Here is an 18,318-nt window from a genome sequence, read left to right on the forward strand (position 1 = left end):
ATGATAACACTAAAAATTAACGGAAAAGAACATTCCGTAGATGTGGATCCTACAATGCCCCTATTATGGGTAATTCGTGATATTATTGGATTTACTGGTACAAAATTTGGCTGCGGCAAAGGCTTATGCGGTGCATGTATGGTTCTAATGGATGGAAATGCTATTAACTCATGTCAAATGCCAATTTCTGCAATACAAGGAAAAGAAATAGTAACCATTGAAGGGAAAACAGAAAACCTTCAAGCACTTCAAAAATCTTGGGCAGAATTTAATGTTCCACAATGTGGTTTTTGTCAATCAGGACAATTAATTACAGCAACTTCCATGCTAAATAATAATCCAAACCCTAGTGAAGATGAAGTTAATGGAAATATGTCTCGTAATATTTGCCGATGTGGCACCTATACAAGAATTAAAGAAGCTATTACTCATTGTGTTGAATTAAAAAATAAAGGTTAATTATGGCGCCTATTAAAAATATAAGCAGAAGAGGTTTTATCAAAGGTATTGGCTTAGCTTCTGGCGGATTGGTTTTAGCTTCAAGCGCATACTCATTCTCTAATTTTGGTTCTAAAGAAGAGGATATACTAGAATTTAATCCAAATTTATTTGTGCAGTTAAATTCTAATGGCAGCCTAATTTTAGTCGCTTCTCGTTCTGAAATGGGCCAAGGAGTTAGAACCTCATTAACATCTGTCATTGCAGATGAAATGGAGGCAGATTGGGATAAAGTAATAGTTAAACAAGCTACTGGTGATGCCAAATATGGAAACCAAAATACAGATGGATCAAGAAGCGTAAGAACACTCTTTGAAACCATGCGTAAAATGGGAGCCACTGTAAAAGCAGTTCTTATAACAGCAGCAGCAAAATCTTGGAAAGTCCCTGAAAGCGAATGTATTGCAAAAAATCATTTTATAATCCACTCTAGTGGTAAAAAAATTGGTTTTGGCGATTTAGTAGAAATCGCAAAAGAAATTTCTATACCAGAAAACGTAATATTAAAAGACCCCAAAGATTTTAAATTCATAGGTAAAAAACTACCGAGTATTGATGTAGAAAATTTATCAAACGGGAGTGCTGTATTTGGTTTAGACAAGCGTGTACCAAATATGAAGTTTGCTGCTATAAAACGCTGTTCTGTAGCTTTTGGAACCGTTAAATCTGTAGATAAAACGGAAGCATTAAAAATAAATGGCGTTTTAGATGTTGTTGAAGTACCTATGCTAATTAAGGCATTTGGTCCTTTAGGTGGTGTAGCTGTTATTGCAACAAATACTTGGGCAGCTTTTAAAGGTAGAGATGCTTTAAAAATAGAATGGAATTATAGTAAAAACACCTCCTATAATTCAGAAACTTTTATGGATAGCATTACCGCTAACGTACACAAACCAGGTAAGGTTGAAAAAAGTATTGGAAATATTGATAATGCTTTTAAAAAAGCAAATAAAACCCATGAAGCAACCTATAAACTACCTCATTTAGCGCATGCTCCTATGGAAGTACCAAACGCAGTAGTTTCTGTAAAAGGAGATATCTGTGAAGTTTGGGCACCTATACAATCTCCGCAGGCCGCCAGAAGGGAAGTTGCAAACTTCTTAGAAACTGACCAATCTAATGTAACTATAAATGTAACTTTTTTAGGTGGTGGCTTTGGAAGAAAAGCAAAACCTGATTTTATTGTAGAAGCTACCGCTGTTTCTAAAGCAATAAATGGACCAGTTCAAGTAGTGTGGTCTCGAGAAGACGATATACAACATAGTTATTATCATACTGTTTCCTCCCAATTTTTAAAAGGAGCTATAGATAAAAATGGAAAAGTAACAGGTTGGTTGCATCGTTTTGCGTTACCTACTATTGGGTCTACGTTTACTCCTGGAAGAGATTTACCACAACCTTGGGAAGCAAGAAGTGCTACTGATGTTCCTTATGACATCCCTAATTTACAAATTGAAGCTGGTAAAGCGGACGCGCATGTTAGAATTGGTTGGTTACGTTCTGTAATAAACATACCGCATGGATTTGCTATAAATGTGTTTGCTGATGAATTAGCTCACGAAGCAGGTAAAGACCCTTTAGAATTTAGATTAAATTTAATTGGAAAAGACCGCATTCAAGAAACTAAAGATGCTTATAAATATGATACTAGTAAATTAAAACATGTCTTAAAAACGGCGGCAAAAAATGCTGGATATGATAAACAATTACCCGAAGGCCATGCAATTGGATTAGCTGTACATTATAGTTTTTACTCTCATGTAGCTGCTGCTATAGAGGTTTCTGTTACTAATGGGAAATTAACTATACATAAAATATCTGTAGTAATAGATTGCGGAACTGCAATTAATAGAGATACTATAACTGCGCAAATGGAAGGCGCGGCAATATTTGGAATGTCGTTAGCATATTATGGAAAAATAACTGCTAAAGACGGCGCAATAGAACAGAGTAATTTCCACAACTACCAAGTGTTAAGAATGCCAAATGCTCCAAAAATACAGGTAGAAATTGTTAATAGCAATGACAAACCAACTGGTGTTGGAGAACCTGGAGTTCCTGTTATTGCACCAGCAATTATTAACGCTATTTTTAAGGCAACTGGAAAGCGTTATCGAACTTTACCCTTATCTGATCATGGACTTGTTTAACTTATACAATATGCTTTTAAAAAAACTAAAACAATTAAAAAAAACCATACCTATAATAGGTATGGTTTTTTTTATATCGTGCAATGAACAAAAGAAAAAAGAAAATTATTCTATTACTTCTGAACTAGACACTTTACCTAAATTAATTATTGCAAAGGCACCTGGACAAAACCCTGAAGGTATAGAATATGATAAAAAAAGAAAATTATTCTTTTTAAGTTCTATTAATAAAAACCCTGCTATTATTACATTAGATTTTAAAGGTAATGTTAAGGTCTTTTCAGATGAAAAAGAAAAAAAACAAGGGGAAAGTTTTGGTTTACAAATTGATTACAAAAACAACTATTTATTGGCTTGTGCAAATTATTTGGAATCAAGCAGTCATATAGCTATTTATAATCTTACTAGTGGTTTGCTGAAGCATACTATTAATTTATCGGAGATACTTCCTGAAAAAAAGTTATTTCAAGCAAACGATTTAATTGTTGATGATAATGATATTATCTATGTTACAGGACGACTTGAAAACACTATCTATAAAATTGATACAAATTTAAAACCGTCTATTCTATATCAAAAAGAAGGTCTTGGTCTTCCTAATGGTATTATTTATAACCCAAAAGGTTATTTATTAGTCTCATATTACACAAAAGAAGAAGCAAATCTAATTAAGATTCCAATCAATACTCCAACTAAAGCTGAAATTATACAAATTAAAGGTTTTGATTTTAGAGGATTTGATGGTATGATTTTAAATGAAAAAGGAAACCTTGTTGGTGTCGCTAAAAATTTTGATAATCCTAAAAGAGGTTTTGTTTTTGAATTGTCTACTGAAGATGAATGGAAAACAGCTAAAGTAGTTCAAAAAATCTCTATTAATAGAAGTTCAACTATTGCACAAGTAAATTCAGAAATATATTATGTGCTTAATCAAGATTGGAAAAATAAAAATGCTAAAACATGGACCTTAGAGAAAGTTAGTCTTAAATAGCGGAGTGCTTAAATACATAAAAAAAGAGGTTGAATAATAAATTATTCAACCTCTTTTAAATTTTATAAGAATGACTTTATTCAAATATTCTTACTTTCTTACTTTGGAAACCTCTTCACTTTCAACAATATCACCTTTATTACCCCAACTATTTCTAATATAGTTAAGTACATCAGCTACTTGCCTATCTGTTAACATATTATATCCAACCATTGAGCCATAGTAAGACTGCCCATTAACCTTCATTTCTCCAGTTGCACCTTCAATAATAACTTTAATACTTCTTTCTACATCTTCCATTAGATAGTCAGACTTTGCTAATGGCGGAAAAGCTCCAATTATTCCTTCTCCTGTAGCCATATGACATGACACACAATTAGCAGCATATATATCTTTACCACTAGACATACTCTCTTTTAATTTACTAGATTCATTTTGAGCCTTAGCAGTAAAAGAAATAAATACTAAAATTAGTAAAGACAAAAAATTACAGAAATTCATTTTTTTTAAGTTTTTATATTCACACTAATGGGTACAATAACTATTCCATTTATTTCCATTCAGCAGGTAACCATACAGACATATCTGTTTTGCCTCTATTACTCCATGCGTAATAAGGTATTAACTTAACATTTACCTTATTTAATTGACGAGGTTCCAATTTTTTATACAATTGATTACTTGTCCAATCTTGTTTTTCAAGAATTCCTGCTTCGCCCTCTAAAACTGTAACTCCTGATAATAAATTTGCATCAAAACGAGGTGTTAAATGTATATCCTGAGGAATAACAACATCTAATAAACTAACATCACTAGGCAAGTCTTTAGATTCTAAGCAGTATACTAAAGGCCCGTATTTAACAGCTACTTGATTTCGTGTTTGTTCTACATTAGGATTAGCTGTAACTAATTGTGCTTTCATTGGTAAATTAAGCTCCACTTTATCTCCTTTTTTCCATTGACGTTTTAAATCAAAATAAGTACCTGACTTTAATGTTTCGGATACATTTTCTCCATTTACTTTTAAAGTAGCCCCATCAACCCAAGCAGGAATACGTAACATTAAAGAAAATTCTTTTTTTCTTTTTACATCCACATTTATTTCAATAGCACCATCCCATGGGTAATTAGATTTTTGAGATAATTTTACATTTGTTCCATCTTCCAAATCTGTATCTAGAGTATTACTTCCATAAAGATTAACCCAAACCCCTTTATCCGAAGTATTATACGCGTAACTATGCATTTTTGCTATAGTACGAATAATGTTTGGAGGACAGCAAAATACCGGCATAAACTCTCTTCTTTCACCAGAATCTCTTGTTATCTGTGACTGACCTTGAACAAAACGCAAAGGATTTGTATAAAAGAAATTTTCTCCTTTTAAATCAATTCCAGATAAAGCGCTGTTATAAAAAACAAGCTCCATAATATCTGCAAAACGAGATTCTCCATTTAATAGAAACATACGCCAATTAAACATAGCATTACCTATATTAGCACATGTTTCATTATAGGAAACTGTATTAGGAAGATCATAACTTTCTGCATAACCCTCACTTATTTTATCATTATTCCTAGAAACTGTATGATGATATGAACCTGTAGCCCCTGTAACAAACATTTTTTCATTTGCTATATTACTCCATACATTTTCTAATGAATTTAATAACGCAACCTCTCCCGTTTCAGCATAAAGGTCCGTTATTCCACAATACATATAGTTTCCATGACCAGCATGACCAACTGCTTCTGTTTCTTCTCTAAAAGGAGTTCTTTTTTGACTATGATCTAATCCTCTAGATTCCATAGCCCCACTTTCTTTACTAGTACCTAACTTGTCTACAAAACTTTGGGCTAATTCAAGATATTTTTTATCTCCTGTAGTTCTATACATTTCTACCAACCCCATATAATGTGGTGGATTCCAGTCTATTGCAACTAATTCTGGCGTAGGATTAATAAATTTTTCATAAATAAGGTCACTTGCTTTAATAGCTATATCTAAAAAATTTCTTTTCCCTGTAATTCTATAATGTACACAAGCTGCAGTCATTAAGTGTCCAAAATTATAAAACTCATGGTCAAAATCTATAGTGAAAGGCTTATTAAAAGTTTCAAAAGTTTGTTGATCTTTTCGTGGAAACTTATTTATACCATGACCTATTTGAATTTTAGTATGTAAATAACCATCTTCACGCTGAGCCTTTGCAACTACAGCTATGATTTCATCCATACGCTTATTTAAACTTTCGTCTTTAGTTACACCATACGTATAGGCTAAAGCTTCTACATATTTATAAAAATCGCCATCAAGAAATGAAAATCCTCTAAATTCACCTTCAACTAAACCTGCAGCAACTTTAAAATTATCAAAAGCGTGAATTGTATTTGGGTCATCCATTAATCTTCCAAGATTTGGAAGCATATTTTCATGACATAATTTTTGTCTTTCTGCCCAAAAACCATCTGTCCATTGACAATCAGCAAAATCGATTGTCTTTAATTTCATGTTTGGCGTAGCCTCATTATTAATTAGTCCTTTTTCTTGTGCAAAAGAAGAATTAAACAGAAATAAACTACATACTGTAATTACTATATTTTTCATTTTTATATAAAGATTAAATTATTCCCAAATAATAGGTGCAAAAACTGTCATTTCAGATTCCCCTCTGTTACTCCAAGCAAAATATGGTACAAATGAGCTCTTAACCGTTTTCCATGAAGGTTCTTCGAGTTTACGATACATGGTGTTTTCATTTTGAGTACGTAGCTTTATCTCTCCATCAATCATTGTTACGCCCCCTAAAAAGTCTGGACGATGATTTGCTTTAAGTTTCGCGTTTTGAGGAATATAAACATCTAAAATACTTGTTCCTTCAGGTAAATCTGGAGATTCAATACAATATACTAATGGCCCTCTTTTTATTGCTACTTGATTTCTTGTTTCTTCAATTCTTGGGTCTCCTTCTACAAAATTAATATCCATAGGTATGTTCATAGAAATAACATCTCCTTTTTTCCAAGTGCGCTCTAATTTTGCAAAAGTTTTAGGAGTAACTTCTATCCCTGCATCTTCTCCGTTTACTTTAATAGTTGTACCAGATGCCCATTCAGGAATTCTTAAAAGAATTTCAAAAGGTGTGCTTTTACATTCTTCTACGGTAAAGGTTACTGCACCCTCCCAAGGATATAATGTTTTTTGATTTAATTTTAATTCAGAACCATCAAGTAATGTTGTTTCTAATTTATTACCTCCATAAAGGTTAACTGCTATTCCATTTGGAGATTTACTATACGCCCACCCTGCTGATTTAGCAATAGTTCTGGCTAAATTAGGAGGACAACAAAATACAGGGATATAAGGTACTCGATGTCTTCTTTCTGTAGTTGCGTGTGTATAATCTACTCCACCATCTAACATTCTAAGTGGGTTTGCATAAAAATAATCTTTACCCTCTACGCTAATACCAACTAATGCACTGTTATACATTACTAACTCCATAATGTCAGCATATTTTGCATCTCCTTTAGCAGAAAGTAAACGGTAATTAAACATTGCATTTGAAATATTTGCACATGTTTCGTTATATGCAGTTTTATTAGGCATTAAAAAATCTTCCTGAAACGATTCGTGAACCATATCTGTTCTACCACTTGCGCTTTGAGTAGCTCCATGATGGGTTTGTCCTTGAGCACCAGTAACATACATCTTTCTATTAACAGAGCTTTCCCAAATTCTTTCAAGAGCATCTAGTAATTCTTTATCGCCAGTTTCTGCATAAACATCAGCAGCTCCTGCCCATAAATAATTCCCTAATACTGCATGTCCCTTCGCTTCATTTTCTTCTCTTAAAGGAGTTCGCATTTGATTGTGATCCCCTAAGAAGTTAGGATTTACTGTTGGGTGTTGATCCATTGCTACAGAACCTCTCATATTAACAAAAATCTCAGCTAGTTCTAGATATTTTTTGTCTTTTGTTGTTCTAAATAACTCAACTAACCCCATAATTTGAGAAGGATTAAAGCCGAAACGAGCCATATCTGGATTCTTAGGTTGAAAAACTGAATAAACGTAATCCGCGTTCTTAATAGCTATATTTAAAAAATTAGTTTTACCAGTAACACGATAATGTATTGAAGCACTTGTATATAAATGCCCCATGTTGTATAACTCATGTTGAATTATATTATCCCATCTTTTGGCTCCATTCACCTGAACATGTGTTGATAAATATCCGTCTTCCTCTTGAGCCTTACCTATTATCTCTATAATCTCATCAAGATCATCCATTAATTTTTCATCTTTGTTCTCCAAGTACAAATACATGGTAGATTCCATCCATTTATAAAAATCTCCATCATGCCACCATTTCCCTAAAGCTTCTCCTTCCATCATTCCGGCTGCTTTTTTAAAATTATCATAAGCAAAGCCTACATCTCCTTTAAAAATAGTTCCCATATGTGGAATCATAGTTTCCTCCGCCATTTTGTGCTTTTCTGCCCAAAATCCTTCTGTCCATTCACAATCCCCTAATTCTATACTTTTAAATGTAAGATGCGGACTATCTGTATGGTTTAAAATACCCCCTCTTCTATCGTAGTTGGTTGCAACAAAATCTTTCTCTGGTATTTTTTCTTGTTTTTCTGAGCACGAAGTAATCATTGCCACACCTACAAAGGCCGTGGCTAAAATTTTTAATTTAACTTTCATTTTAGTGATTTTTAAAATTTAACAAAAGAACATACTAGCCCTAACCATTAATTAAAATAGCAACCCAAACTAGAAAATGGAGGTTATAAATATTTATTCCCAAATAACCGGTAAGAAAACAGTCATTTCGCTTTCTTTACCTTTATTTCTGTTAGACCAAGCATAATATGGAACAAAAGTAGTTTTGTATGTTTCCATATTTGGCTTTTTTACTTTATGATATAATCCTTTACCATTATCTGTTTTTCGTAATAAAACTTCACCAGTAATAGCAGATACACCTCCTAAAAAATCCGAACGATATTCTGCTGTTAGTTTTTCTGCATCCCCTTTAATATATACATCTATTACACTAGATTCTTTAGGCAAATCAACAGATTCTACACAATAAACCACAGGACCTCTTTTAATTGCTACCTGGTTACGAACTTCTTCTATACGAGAATGACCTTCTACAAAATTTACATCCATAGGCATATCCAAACGGATAATATCTCCTTTTCTCCATTTACGGTTAATCGTAGTAAAAGTACCAGGTGTAACACTTACAGCAACGGCTTCCCCATTAACTAATACTTTAGAACCTTCTGCCCACTCTGGTATTCTTAGCATTATATCAAAAGGTTTTCTTTTACTTTCTTGAATAGTTATCTTAACATCACCCTCCCAAGGATACATTGTTTCTTGCTTTAATTTTATTTTAGAACCATCCAATAATTTAGTAGACAGTGTATTTCCTCCATATAAATTAACAGCTACACCATTACTAGATAAACTATAAGCCCAACCAGAAACTTTAGCAATTGTTCTTACTAAGTTTGGAGGACAACAAAAACAATCTAAATACTCTTGACGCGTTGGAAATTCAGTATTCATTTTATCGTAATCTCTAGTACCGTGTAATACACGAAGAGGATTTGCATAATAATATCTATCGCCATCTAAATTAATTCCAGATAGCGCACTATTATAAAGCACAAGCTCCATAATATCTGCATATTTAGATTCCCCTTTTAAACCTAACATACGGTAACTAAACATGGAATTACAAACATTAGCACATGTTTCATTGTATGCCGTTAAATTTGGCATTATATACCCATCTATAAAACCTTCTTCTATTTTATCTCTATTTGTAGATGCTCCATAATGCGTTTGCCCTACTGCTCCAGTAACATACATTTTCTCTAAAGCAACATTCATCCACAATCTATCTAAAGCATCAATAAGTTCTTGCTCTCCTGTTTCCGCTGCAACATCAGCAGCTCCAGCATAATAATACAACGCTAATACAGCATGACCAACAGCTTCACTTGACTTACGAATAGGAGTTCGCTCCTGTACCATATCTCCTATAGGGTACCCCTTTGTTTCTGGAGTTTCTTTTACTTCATATGCCCCACGATTATTGATAAATTTTTCAGCAAGATTTAAGTATTTTTTCTCTTTTGTAGTACGGTACAATTCCACTAAACCCATTATCTGAGTCTGGTTAAACCCAAAACGACCATAACGCTCATCATCTGTCATAAAAAGAGACACCAATAAGTCTGCATGTTTTATAGCTATATCTAAAAAGTTAGTTTGCCCAGTAATTCTATTATGAATACAAGCACTAGTTAATAAGTGTCCAGAATTATACATTTCATGATATTTACGATTATCATAACGCTCAACATCATCATTCAACTGTATTTGTGTTTGCAAGTAGCCATCTTCTAATTGTGCTTCTCCGATGATTGCAATGTACCCATCTAATTCACTTAACAACTTTGGGTCTTTATTTTGCGCATAAACATACATTGCAGCTTCCATAAACTTATAGAAATCTCCATCATGCCAACGCATACCCTTATGTTCTCCTTCTTTGTGGCCTGCAGCAATTTTAAAATTATTTAAAGCATGCCCAGTATCTCCTGTAAGTAAGGAACGCATATAGGGAATCATTTTTTCTTCGGCAACCTTAAATTTATCTGCCCAAAAACCATCTGTCCATTGGCAGTCACCCATATTAACACTTTTTAGCTTAACATGCTTACTCTCCGCATTATTAAGAATCCCTTTTTCTTGGGCAAATGTTATTTGCATTGCTAAAATGCCAAATGCGGCAATAATTATTTTTTTCATAATCCAGTATCTATAGTAATTTAATTTTAATCTCTAATTGGCAATTCAAGTTCTTTTTTTACAAGCTCAGGACTTCTATAACGATCCATTCTATCAATATCATAATTCTCAAAAGTTCTTTTAAGCATCCATAAAGGGCGCTCTAAAGTGGATTCCCAAGCAAACATTTCTTTAAACATTTTTTTTACTTTCTCAGGATATTCTGATGCCAAATCATTTTGTTCCGCAAGGTCTTCTGTTATATTATACAATTCGGCCGGTCTATCTGCAAAACGAATAAGTTTCCAATCTTCTTTTCTATATGCAAGTCGCACTTCCTTTTTCCAAAATAGAGTTTGGTGCGGTCTATCTAGGTTTTGACCGTTAACATATGGCAAAAGATTTACACCATCTACCTCTTTTAAATCTGCTACATTTCCACCGCCAGCAGCATAAAAGGTAGGTAATAAATCTAAGGTACTTACTGGATAATCATATTTCTGATTCTTTTTTATTTGATTTGGCCAACTTAAAAGATAAGGCACGCGAATTCCCCCTTCTAAGTGATTAGATTTAGTGCCACTTAAGGGAAGGTTAACAGATGCGTTTTTATCCGTAGGGCCACCATTATCATTAGAAAAAACAACTATAGTATTTTCTTCTAAACCCAATTCCTTTAACTTATCTAAAACACGACCACAAGCGCGATCCAAAGCCAATGTCATTGCCGCCAACTCTTTACGTTTTCCTAGTAAGTTTGGGAATTTATCTAGGTCTTCCTGTGTAGCTTCCATAGGTGTGTGCACCGCATTAAAAGCCAAGTATATAAAAAATGGATTTTCCTTATTCTTTTCTATAAAAGAAACTGCTTTATTTGCTAAGGCATCTGTAACATATTCTTTTGGCTCTTCGAAGTTCTCAAAACCTCTTTCCATTCTGTTATCCTTATGAGCTTTATCTATATTCTCATAACCAAAATAACTACGAGCCCCTCCTCTAAAACCATAGAACTCATCAAAACCTCTTTTCAAAGGATGATAGCGATCCGCATCTCCTAAATGCCATTTACCATACATTGCAGATGTATAGCCCAATTTCTTTAAATAATCTGCTATAGTCGCCTGATCCAAAGGAAGCCCCATATCGTCTGCAAGAAACTTAGAGTTTTCACTCATATAACCAGGAACATTAATCTCTTCATAACCAAAACGCTGTTGGTATTTTCCGGTCATTAAACCGGCTCTAGAAGGACCACAAGTAGCATCAGTAACATAACCTTGCGTAAATCTTATACCAGATTTAGCTAACTTATCTAAATTAGGGGTTATCATTTCCTTGCTTCCTTGAAAACCAAAATCTGCATAACCTGCATCATCAGAAAAAAGAAAAACAATATTTGGTTGTTTTTGGGCAGCTATAGATAAACTACACAAAACTAGCACAATAAAAGACCCTAAACCCTTCATATAGATTTATTTACAATTTTTAAACCAACACATATTAAAATGCTTGTCTACAAATTAAATAAATAACATCGGAAACGTTTTCGCGAATTTTATCCTTAAGCAACATTATTTTATCCAAAAAAAATAATAAAGAATATAAGTCGGTAATCTACGCCTTGAATGTTAATTTTTTTAACGTTTAAACATTATTCAATTAATTTTACATCAACAAATAAAGGACCGGTTGCTAAACCTAAGGGATTTGTTTTAAAATAAGCATGTAAGTTTCCTTCCCCATCGGGTAATTGAACATTATCAAATATTACTTTTCTTTGCCCTTTGTCAATTGGTAGAGTAAGATGTATTTGGTTGTATTTTAAATGGGCAATACAATTTTCTTTGACTTCAGGTAAATCTAAAGAAATTTGATATTTTCCTTTTTCTGTTTTTACACGCCAATAGCCTAATTGATTATCCTCTATAACACGTGGACCGCCATAATCAAAACGAGAGATAACTCTAGGACCTCCCCAATCAAAACGAGATAGGTTTACATGTAACTGTTCTTTCTCTCCTAAATGAATTCGTTGAATTCCTTTTGCATCACGTTCTTCCGTTACCTCATCAAACCAATTTTCATAACGTAATAGTAAATCTTCCACAACATCGGGATGTTTTTGAGCTAAATTGATTCGCTCTGTAGGATCCTCCTCTACATTATAAAGTTCTAAATTTTTTAAAACATTCTTTAGCTCATGATCCGTAGGTTGATGCACTATACCATGTGGAAAATCATGCGGACTAACTAATTTATATTTCTGAGTTCGTACTCCAAAATGCATATACTTAAATGGTGTTGGACCATAATGCATTTGCACATAAAACGCTCTATCATCCAGATTAGAATCGGTTCCATGCTTCCATAAATTCAATAATGATTTGCCATCTAACGAAACATTATTTGGAACAGGAATATTAGCAACATCTAAAACCGTTGGTAATATATCAATCATAGACCCCATAGTATTAGTATTCACCTTTTTTGGTAGCTTACTTTTCCATTTCACAAAAAATGGAACTCGTATTCCTGCTTCATAAACACTTGTTTTTGTTCCTCTTAAATTGGACACCCAACGCCCAGGATATACATCGTTTTTAGATCTTCTAGTTCGCGGGCCATTATCCGATAAAAATAAAATCAACGTATTTTCTTCTATCCCTAACTCTTTTAGCTTTTCTAGAACTCTACCCACATTGTAATCTATACTAGAAATCATTCCATAAGTGAGTGCATTGTCTTCATGTAGTCCCATTTTTCTAAATGGCGCAGCTAATTTATCTGGAACCTGAAGAGGAAAATGCGGTAAATTTGTTGCCAAATAAGCAAAAAACGGTTTGCCATCTTTTTTACCAATAAAATCTAAAGAAGCATCTGTAAAAATATCATCACAATACCCTTCGTACTTCTTGGACACATTATTATGCTCTAATACTGGATCAAAATATGTATTCCCTGCAGGACCGGCTGCCTGCCCTATTCCGCCTCCTTTATGAACCAAGACTTCTTGAAATCCTTGATCTGATGGTCGCATAGGATTATTATCCCCTACATGCCATTTTCCAAAAATTCCTGTCCTATACCCATTATCCCTTAATATTTCTGCAATTGTTATTTCTGACCCATTCATAAAATGATCCACCTGTGTGACCGCTGTTACCCCTGTTCTATAAGGGTACCTTCCTGTTAATAAAGCCGCACGAGAAGCTGAACAATTGGGATACGATATAAAAGCAGACATTTCTACCCCCTCCTTACCTATGCTTTCTATATGCGGTGTTTTTAAATAAGGGTTACCATGTGATCCAATATCTCCATACCCTTGATCATCAGACATCATTATGATAATATTTGGCCTTTTTTCTTGCCCACTAACAATAGAGTTAAAAGAGAAGCAGAAAAAAATAAATAGAAATTGAATTACAGTAACACCACATCTCTTTATATTCGACTTTTTCATTTTGCAAAGTTTTGTTTTATTAGTATTTTTTTTAATCTACCAATTAGTAAAAGAACCATCCTTACGTTTTAGTCTTGGCGTTTCTACGGGCTTAAAACCTTCTTTAAGAGCCAACTCTTCATTAAACTCAATACCAAGACCAGGGGCATTACTAACCTTATATCTATTTCCCTCTAAAATTGGCTGTACAGGGTAATAATTAATATCATCTAAACCAGGATTTTCTACCGGAGTATTCATTTCCTCTAACCAAGTAAAATTAGGACAAGCTGCCGCTAGATGAATCGTTGCTGCTGTACAAATAGGACCAATTGGATTATGTGGCAATAAATCTATATAATGTGCTTCAGCCATATGCGCTACTTTCATTGCCTCGGTAATTCCTCCTACATTACAAACATCTATCCTAGCAAATTGCGTAAGCTCTTTTTCTAAATAAGGCATGAATTGCCACTTGCTTGCAAATTCCTCGCCAACGGCAAAAGGAACATTTACCATGCCTCTTAATGTTTCGTATGCTTGTGGACTTTCATCCCTTATTGGTTCTTCTATAAAATCTAATGTTCCTGTAGGCATCCGTTGTAAAAAAGAAACGGTTTCCGGAACAGAAAGTCTGTGGTGATAATCAATTCCTATTGTAGGTTTAGAACCTACTTCTTTTCTTAGTTCTGTTACCCAATCTGCAATAATTGCAATAGATTCTCTAGGCTCAAAAGTAGAAGCATATTTACCCTCTTCATATTCCGCAGGAGCCAAACGCAACATTTGCCAACCTTCCTTAATTAATATTTTTGCTCTTTCTATCAGCTCTTCTTTACTACTAAATCGCAAAGAAGCAAAACACTCCACATAGTCCCTTTGTTTTCCTCCTAAAAGCTCATATACAGGAACTCCCAAAGCTTTTCCTTTAATATCATACATAGCTATATCTAATGCAGAAATAGCCGCCGTTAACACTCTTCCTCCTTCAAAATATTGCCCCCTATATAGATCTTGCCATATTGCTCCGATTTGCATTGGGTTTTTACCAATTAATATAGGTTTATAATGCTCTAGAGCACCTATAACGGCAAGTTCTCTTCCCGTAATACCAGAAGCTCCCCACCCATATATACCGTTACTCGTCTCAATCTTTATATTTAGCTGACTTCTACCAGCTATATTTACTGGAAACGCTATTATATCTGTAATTTTCATATTCTAAAAAATTATTCTTTTAACTCTATTCTTTTAACCTTACCAACTACTAATAAAAAGGAAAGAAAACCTACAACGGTTAATCCTCCTATAAAAAATAGTGCTGGACTAAAATCGCCGTCTTGTACCAAAAAACCAATTACTGAAGGCACTATAACAGCAGATAAACCTCCTATTAAATTAAACACACCGCCTACTAAACCAATTATTCTTTTAGGCGCTATTAAAGACACAAACACCCAGGTAATAGATGCTAAACCATTGCCAAAAAAAGCTATTGTTAAAAACATAATGATTAGAAAAGTACTATCTGTAAAATTAGCCCCGATAATTGTTGATGATAATGCCAAACCAACAAGAACTGGTAGCTTTCTTGCAAACTCTGGTGACCTCCCTTTTTTAACTAAATAATCTGAAGAAAATCCAGCTAAGAGAACTCCACAAAAAGCAGCCAAAAATGGAATGGAAGCTAGGAAGCCAGATTTTATAAAATCTAACCCTCTATACTCTACCAAATACGTTGGAAACCATGTTAAAAAAAAGATAGACATAGAGCCCATACAAAACTGTCCTATATAAATTCCCCAAAGTTTTTTATGTTTAAAAGCTTCAAAAAAATCATCCCAATTAAACTTTTCTTTTTCTTTAGATTTAGAACTAACATTGACTAGTCCACCTCCTTCTTGTATAAGCTTTAATTCCTGCTCACTTACCGTTTTATGCTGATCAGGATCCCTATAAAAGGCATACCAAATAAAAGCCCATACTATTCCAATAATACCAGATACAATAAGTAATCCTCGCCACCCTACTTTATCTTGTATTAGAGTTAAAACGGGAAATAAAAATGCCAAACCAATAAATTGACCCGAAGTATATATAGCTATAGCAGATGCACGCTCATGTTCCGGAAACCATTTTGTAACAATAGCATTGTTTGCAGGATAAGAAGGCGCCTCAAACACACCTATACTTGCTCTTAATCCTAATAATACTTTAAAGGAACTTATAAAACCCTGAAATAAAGTAGCAATAGACCATAACAAAAGCATAAAAGCATACAAAAACCTAAGTCTTACTTTATCCACTATTATACCTCCCGGAATTTGTAGAGCAGCATAAGCAATACCAAATACCGAAAAAATAAGCCCCATTTGAACCGTACTTAACTCTAATGACTCACTAATAGCAGCAGCAGCTACAGAAATATTAGTTCTATCTAGATAATTTATAACTACAGTCCCAAAAATTAATGCTAAAATATTATAGCGTTTTTTACTATTCATTATTTTTTTCATTGAACCATTTTTTTTAGAATAATGAGTTAATCAAAAAAAACCGAGAGCTATGACAACTCTCGGTTTTAAAAATTAACTCAACTCAACTCAATTCTTAAATTGACCTAAAAAAATCAATTTAAAAACAAGAATTTTAAATATTATTCGTAACCTTCATTTTGAATAAAAGCAGGTGTTCTTTCAATTTCCGTTAAAGGAATTGGTAAATAATATTGCTTTTGATCAAACGGTCTTTGTTCAATAGTGAATTCTGTTAAAGAATTAGTTCCTGTTAAATCTTTGGACCAGCTAATACCTCTAAGATCAAATCCTAAGTGATCTTCATTCATCCAACGTCTTTCATCAAAAAAGTTATGTCCTTCAAAAGCTAACTCTACTCTTCTTTCTCTTTTTATTGCTTCCAATAAATCTGAACCACTAGCTGTAATTGCAGGCTGCAACGCTCTTTGCGAAACTCTACTTACATATGTTCTTGCTGTAGCTTCATCACCGATATGGTACATAGCCTCTGCATAGTTCAAATATACTTCTGCCAATCTATATAAAATATAAGGTCTTCCAGGAGTAGTCTGTTGTAAGTTATCTCCTAAAGCTTCGTTTTGAAATTTACGAATAGCATACCCAGTTGTAGAACCGTGTCTAAAATTACCTTTAGTTTGTTGGTCTGCTGAAAAGGAATCCAATCCATCAGCTATCACTGTATTATCAACAGAAATGGAATAATCTATTTCTCTTCCTCTAAAAGAAGCGCCTTGATAATTAATGTTTGCATAGAAACGCATTTCTCTATTTTCGTAAGGATTACTAGGATCGTAGGTTCCATCGTCCGTCGTAGTACCATCTTCCATGTTATATTGTAAAACATAGTTATGAGTTGGTGTAGAAAGTGACCATCCGTCAAATCCTCTAGGTGATTGCGTTTTGTCCGGAAGTGAATTTGTATCGGTTCCAAAATCAAATAGCGCTCCACCAAAAGGTCTAGCAAATAAAATATCCTGATTAACAGATAAGAATAAATCTTGATATGCTTTAGCATCTGCAACAGAAATCAAATCTCTATCCCCCACCATATCAATAATGTCTTTAGCAGCATCAGCAGCGTTTTGCCATTTGTTTGCGCTATTGTAAGTATAAAGCTCTAAATTAGAAGATTGTGGCGCCATTGCTGGATCATGTAAGTCGCTTGCCGCATAAAGTAATACTCTTGATTTAACAGCCATAGCAGAAAGCTTTGTTGCACGTCCAAATTCTCCAGCAGGTCTTGTTTCTGGAAGCAATGGAATAACAACATCCAACTCACTTACAATAAAATCTACACATTCTTGATACGTATTACGTGGAATATCAAAATTATCATCTAAAGTAGCCGCTGTTGTTAAAATTGGAACAGCACCAAAATATTTGATAAGTTTTGCATACACATTAGCTCTTAAAAAACGCATTTCCGCTTTTAACTCCTCTATTCTATCTGGATCTAGCTCCTGAGCTGGACTACCTTCAACCAATTCTAGAAAAACATTTGCTTGTCTAACAAAAGGCCAAGTATCCTGCCATTTAAATCTAAATTCTCCAGGATTACCCGCAGTCCAACCTGGTAATAATCGGAAACGATCTAAACCTTGCGTAGAAGCATTAAAATTCATTCTAGCCTCAAAAGATGCTCCTTCAATACCAAAACGTTTTCCCCAAAACCCTCTTCTGGCTACGCCCCAAGAGTCCGTACTATTATACGTGGAAAATAACAACAATTCTACTTGTTCAGGGGTACTCAATACCAAATCACTGGCAAAAGAATCCCTAACATCTATTTCTAAACTTTCTTCACAACTGCCAAGGACAAAAAAGACAGTCGTTAGTACTAGTGTACCTAATCTTTTAAATAATTTATAATTTTTCATATA

General features: G+C 33.9%; 12 protein-coding genes. 3 read left to right on the forward strand and 9 right to left on the reverse strand.

All coding sequences use genetic code 11. The features are described 5' to 3' along the window. Genes CLV91_RS11365 through CLV91_RS11375 form a run of 3 tightly spaced genes read left to right on the forward strand, consistent with a single transcriptional unit; the run spans position 1 to position 3,639 of the window. Complete coding sequence (locus CLV91_RS11365) at positions 1 to 459, forward strand: (2Fe-2S)-binding protein (protein WP_170146748.1); 459 nt, start codon at positions 1 to 3, stop codon at positions 457 to 459. A 2-nt stretch (positions 460 to 461) separates the two neighbouring features. Beyond that, complete coding sequence (locus tag CLV91_RS11370) at positions 462 to 2,648, forward strand: xanthine dehydrogenase family protein molybdopterin-binding subunit (protein ID WP_121068035.1); 2,187 nt, start codon at positions 462 to 464, stop codon at positions 2,646 to 2,648. Positions 2,649 to 2,658: 10 nt separating this feature from the next. Beyond that, positions 2,659 to 3,639, forward strand: a complete 981-nt coding sequence (locus CLV91_RS11375; RefSeq protein WP_170146749.1) for an SMP-30/gluconolactonase/LRE family protein — start codon at positions 2,659 to 2,661, stop codon at positions 3,637 to 3,639. A gap of 90 nt (positions 3,640 to 3,729) precedes the next feature. Here the strand turns inward: CLV91_RS11375 and CLV91_RS11380 are convergent, their stop codons facing one another. The 9 genes from CLV91_RS11380 to CLV91_RS11420 all read right to left on the reverse strand — a co-directional run bounded on the left by CLV91_RS11380 (position 3,730) and on the right by CLV91_RS11420 (position 18,315). Continuing rightward, a complete protein-coding gene (locus CLV91_RS11380; RefSeq protein ID WP_121068039.1) occupies positions 3,730 to 4,140 on the reverse strand; it encodes a c-type cytochrome in 411 nt (136 codons plus the stop codon). 49 nt (positions 4,141 to 4,189) lie between these two features. Beyond that, positions 4,190 to 6,247, reverse strand: coding sequence for a glycoside hydrolase family 127 protein (locus tag CLV91_RS11385; RefSeq protein WP_121068041.1), 2,058 nt, complete (start codon positions 6,245 to 6,247; stop codon positions 4,190 to 4,192). 18 nt (positions 6,248 to 6,265) lie between these two features. Next, positions 6,266 to 8,353: a glycoside hydrolase family 127 protein gene (locus CLV91_RS11390; protein ID WP_211333217.1), complete on the reverse strand. Its 2,088-nt coding sequence runs from the start codon at positions 8,351 to 8,353 to the stop codon at positions 6,266 to 6,268. A gap of 93 nt (positions 8,354 to 8,446) precedes the next feature. Further along, on the reverse strand, positions 8,447 to 10,480 hold the full coding sequence (locus tag CLV91_RS11395) for a glycoside hydrolase family 127 protein (protein WP_121068043.1): 2,034 nt from the start codon (positions 10,478 to 10,480) through the stop codon (positions 8,447 to 8,449). Between the two features lie 26 nt (positions 10,481 to 10,506). Beyond that, positions 10,507 to 11,925, reverse strand: coding sequence for a sulfatase (locus tag CLV91_RS11400; RefSeq protein ID WP_121068045.1), 1,419 nt, complete (start codon positions 11,923 to 11,925; stop codon positions 10,507 to 10,509). Positions 11,926 to 12,110: 185 nt separating this feature from the next. Further along, positions 12,111 to 13,922 (reverse strand): arylsulfatase, encoded by a 1,812-nt coding sequence (locus CLV91_RS11405; RefSeq protein WP_121068047.1) that lies wholly within the window; start codon positions 13,920 to 13,922, stop codon positions 12,111 to 12,113. A gap of 36 nt (positions 13,923 to 13,958) precedes the next feature. Next, positions 13,959 to 15,119, reverse strand: coding sequence for a mandelate racemase/muconate lactonizing enzyme family protein (locus CLV91_RS11410; RefSeq protein ID WP_121068049.1), 1,161 nt, complete (start codon positions 15,117 to 15,119; stop codon positions 13,959 to 13,961). 11 nt (positions 15,120 to 15,130) lie between these two features. Then, positions 15,131 to 16,417 carry an MFS transporter gene (locus CLV91_RS11415; protein WP_121068051.1) on the reverse strand — a complete coding sequence of 429 codons (1,287 nt, stop codon included), beginning with the start codon at positions 16,415 to 16,417 and terminating at the stop codon, positions 15,131 to 15,133. A 140-nt stretch (positions 16,418 to 16,557) separates the two neighbouring features. Then, a complete protein-coding gene (locus CLV91_RS11420) occupies positions 16,558 to 18,315 on the reverse strand; it encodes a RagB/SusD family nutrient uptake outer membrane protein (RefSeq protein ID WP_121068053.1) in 1,758 nt (585 codons plus the stop codon). Positions 18,316 to 18,318: the final 3 nt, after the last annotated feature.

This window comes from Maribacter vaceletii, from assembly GCF_003634105.1.
Taxonomy (GTDB): Bacteria; Bacteroidota; Bacteroidia; order Flavobacteriales; family Flavobacteriaceae; genus Maribacter_B; species Maribacter_B vaceletii.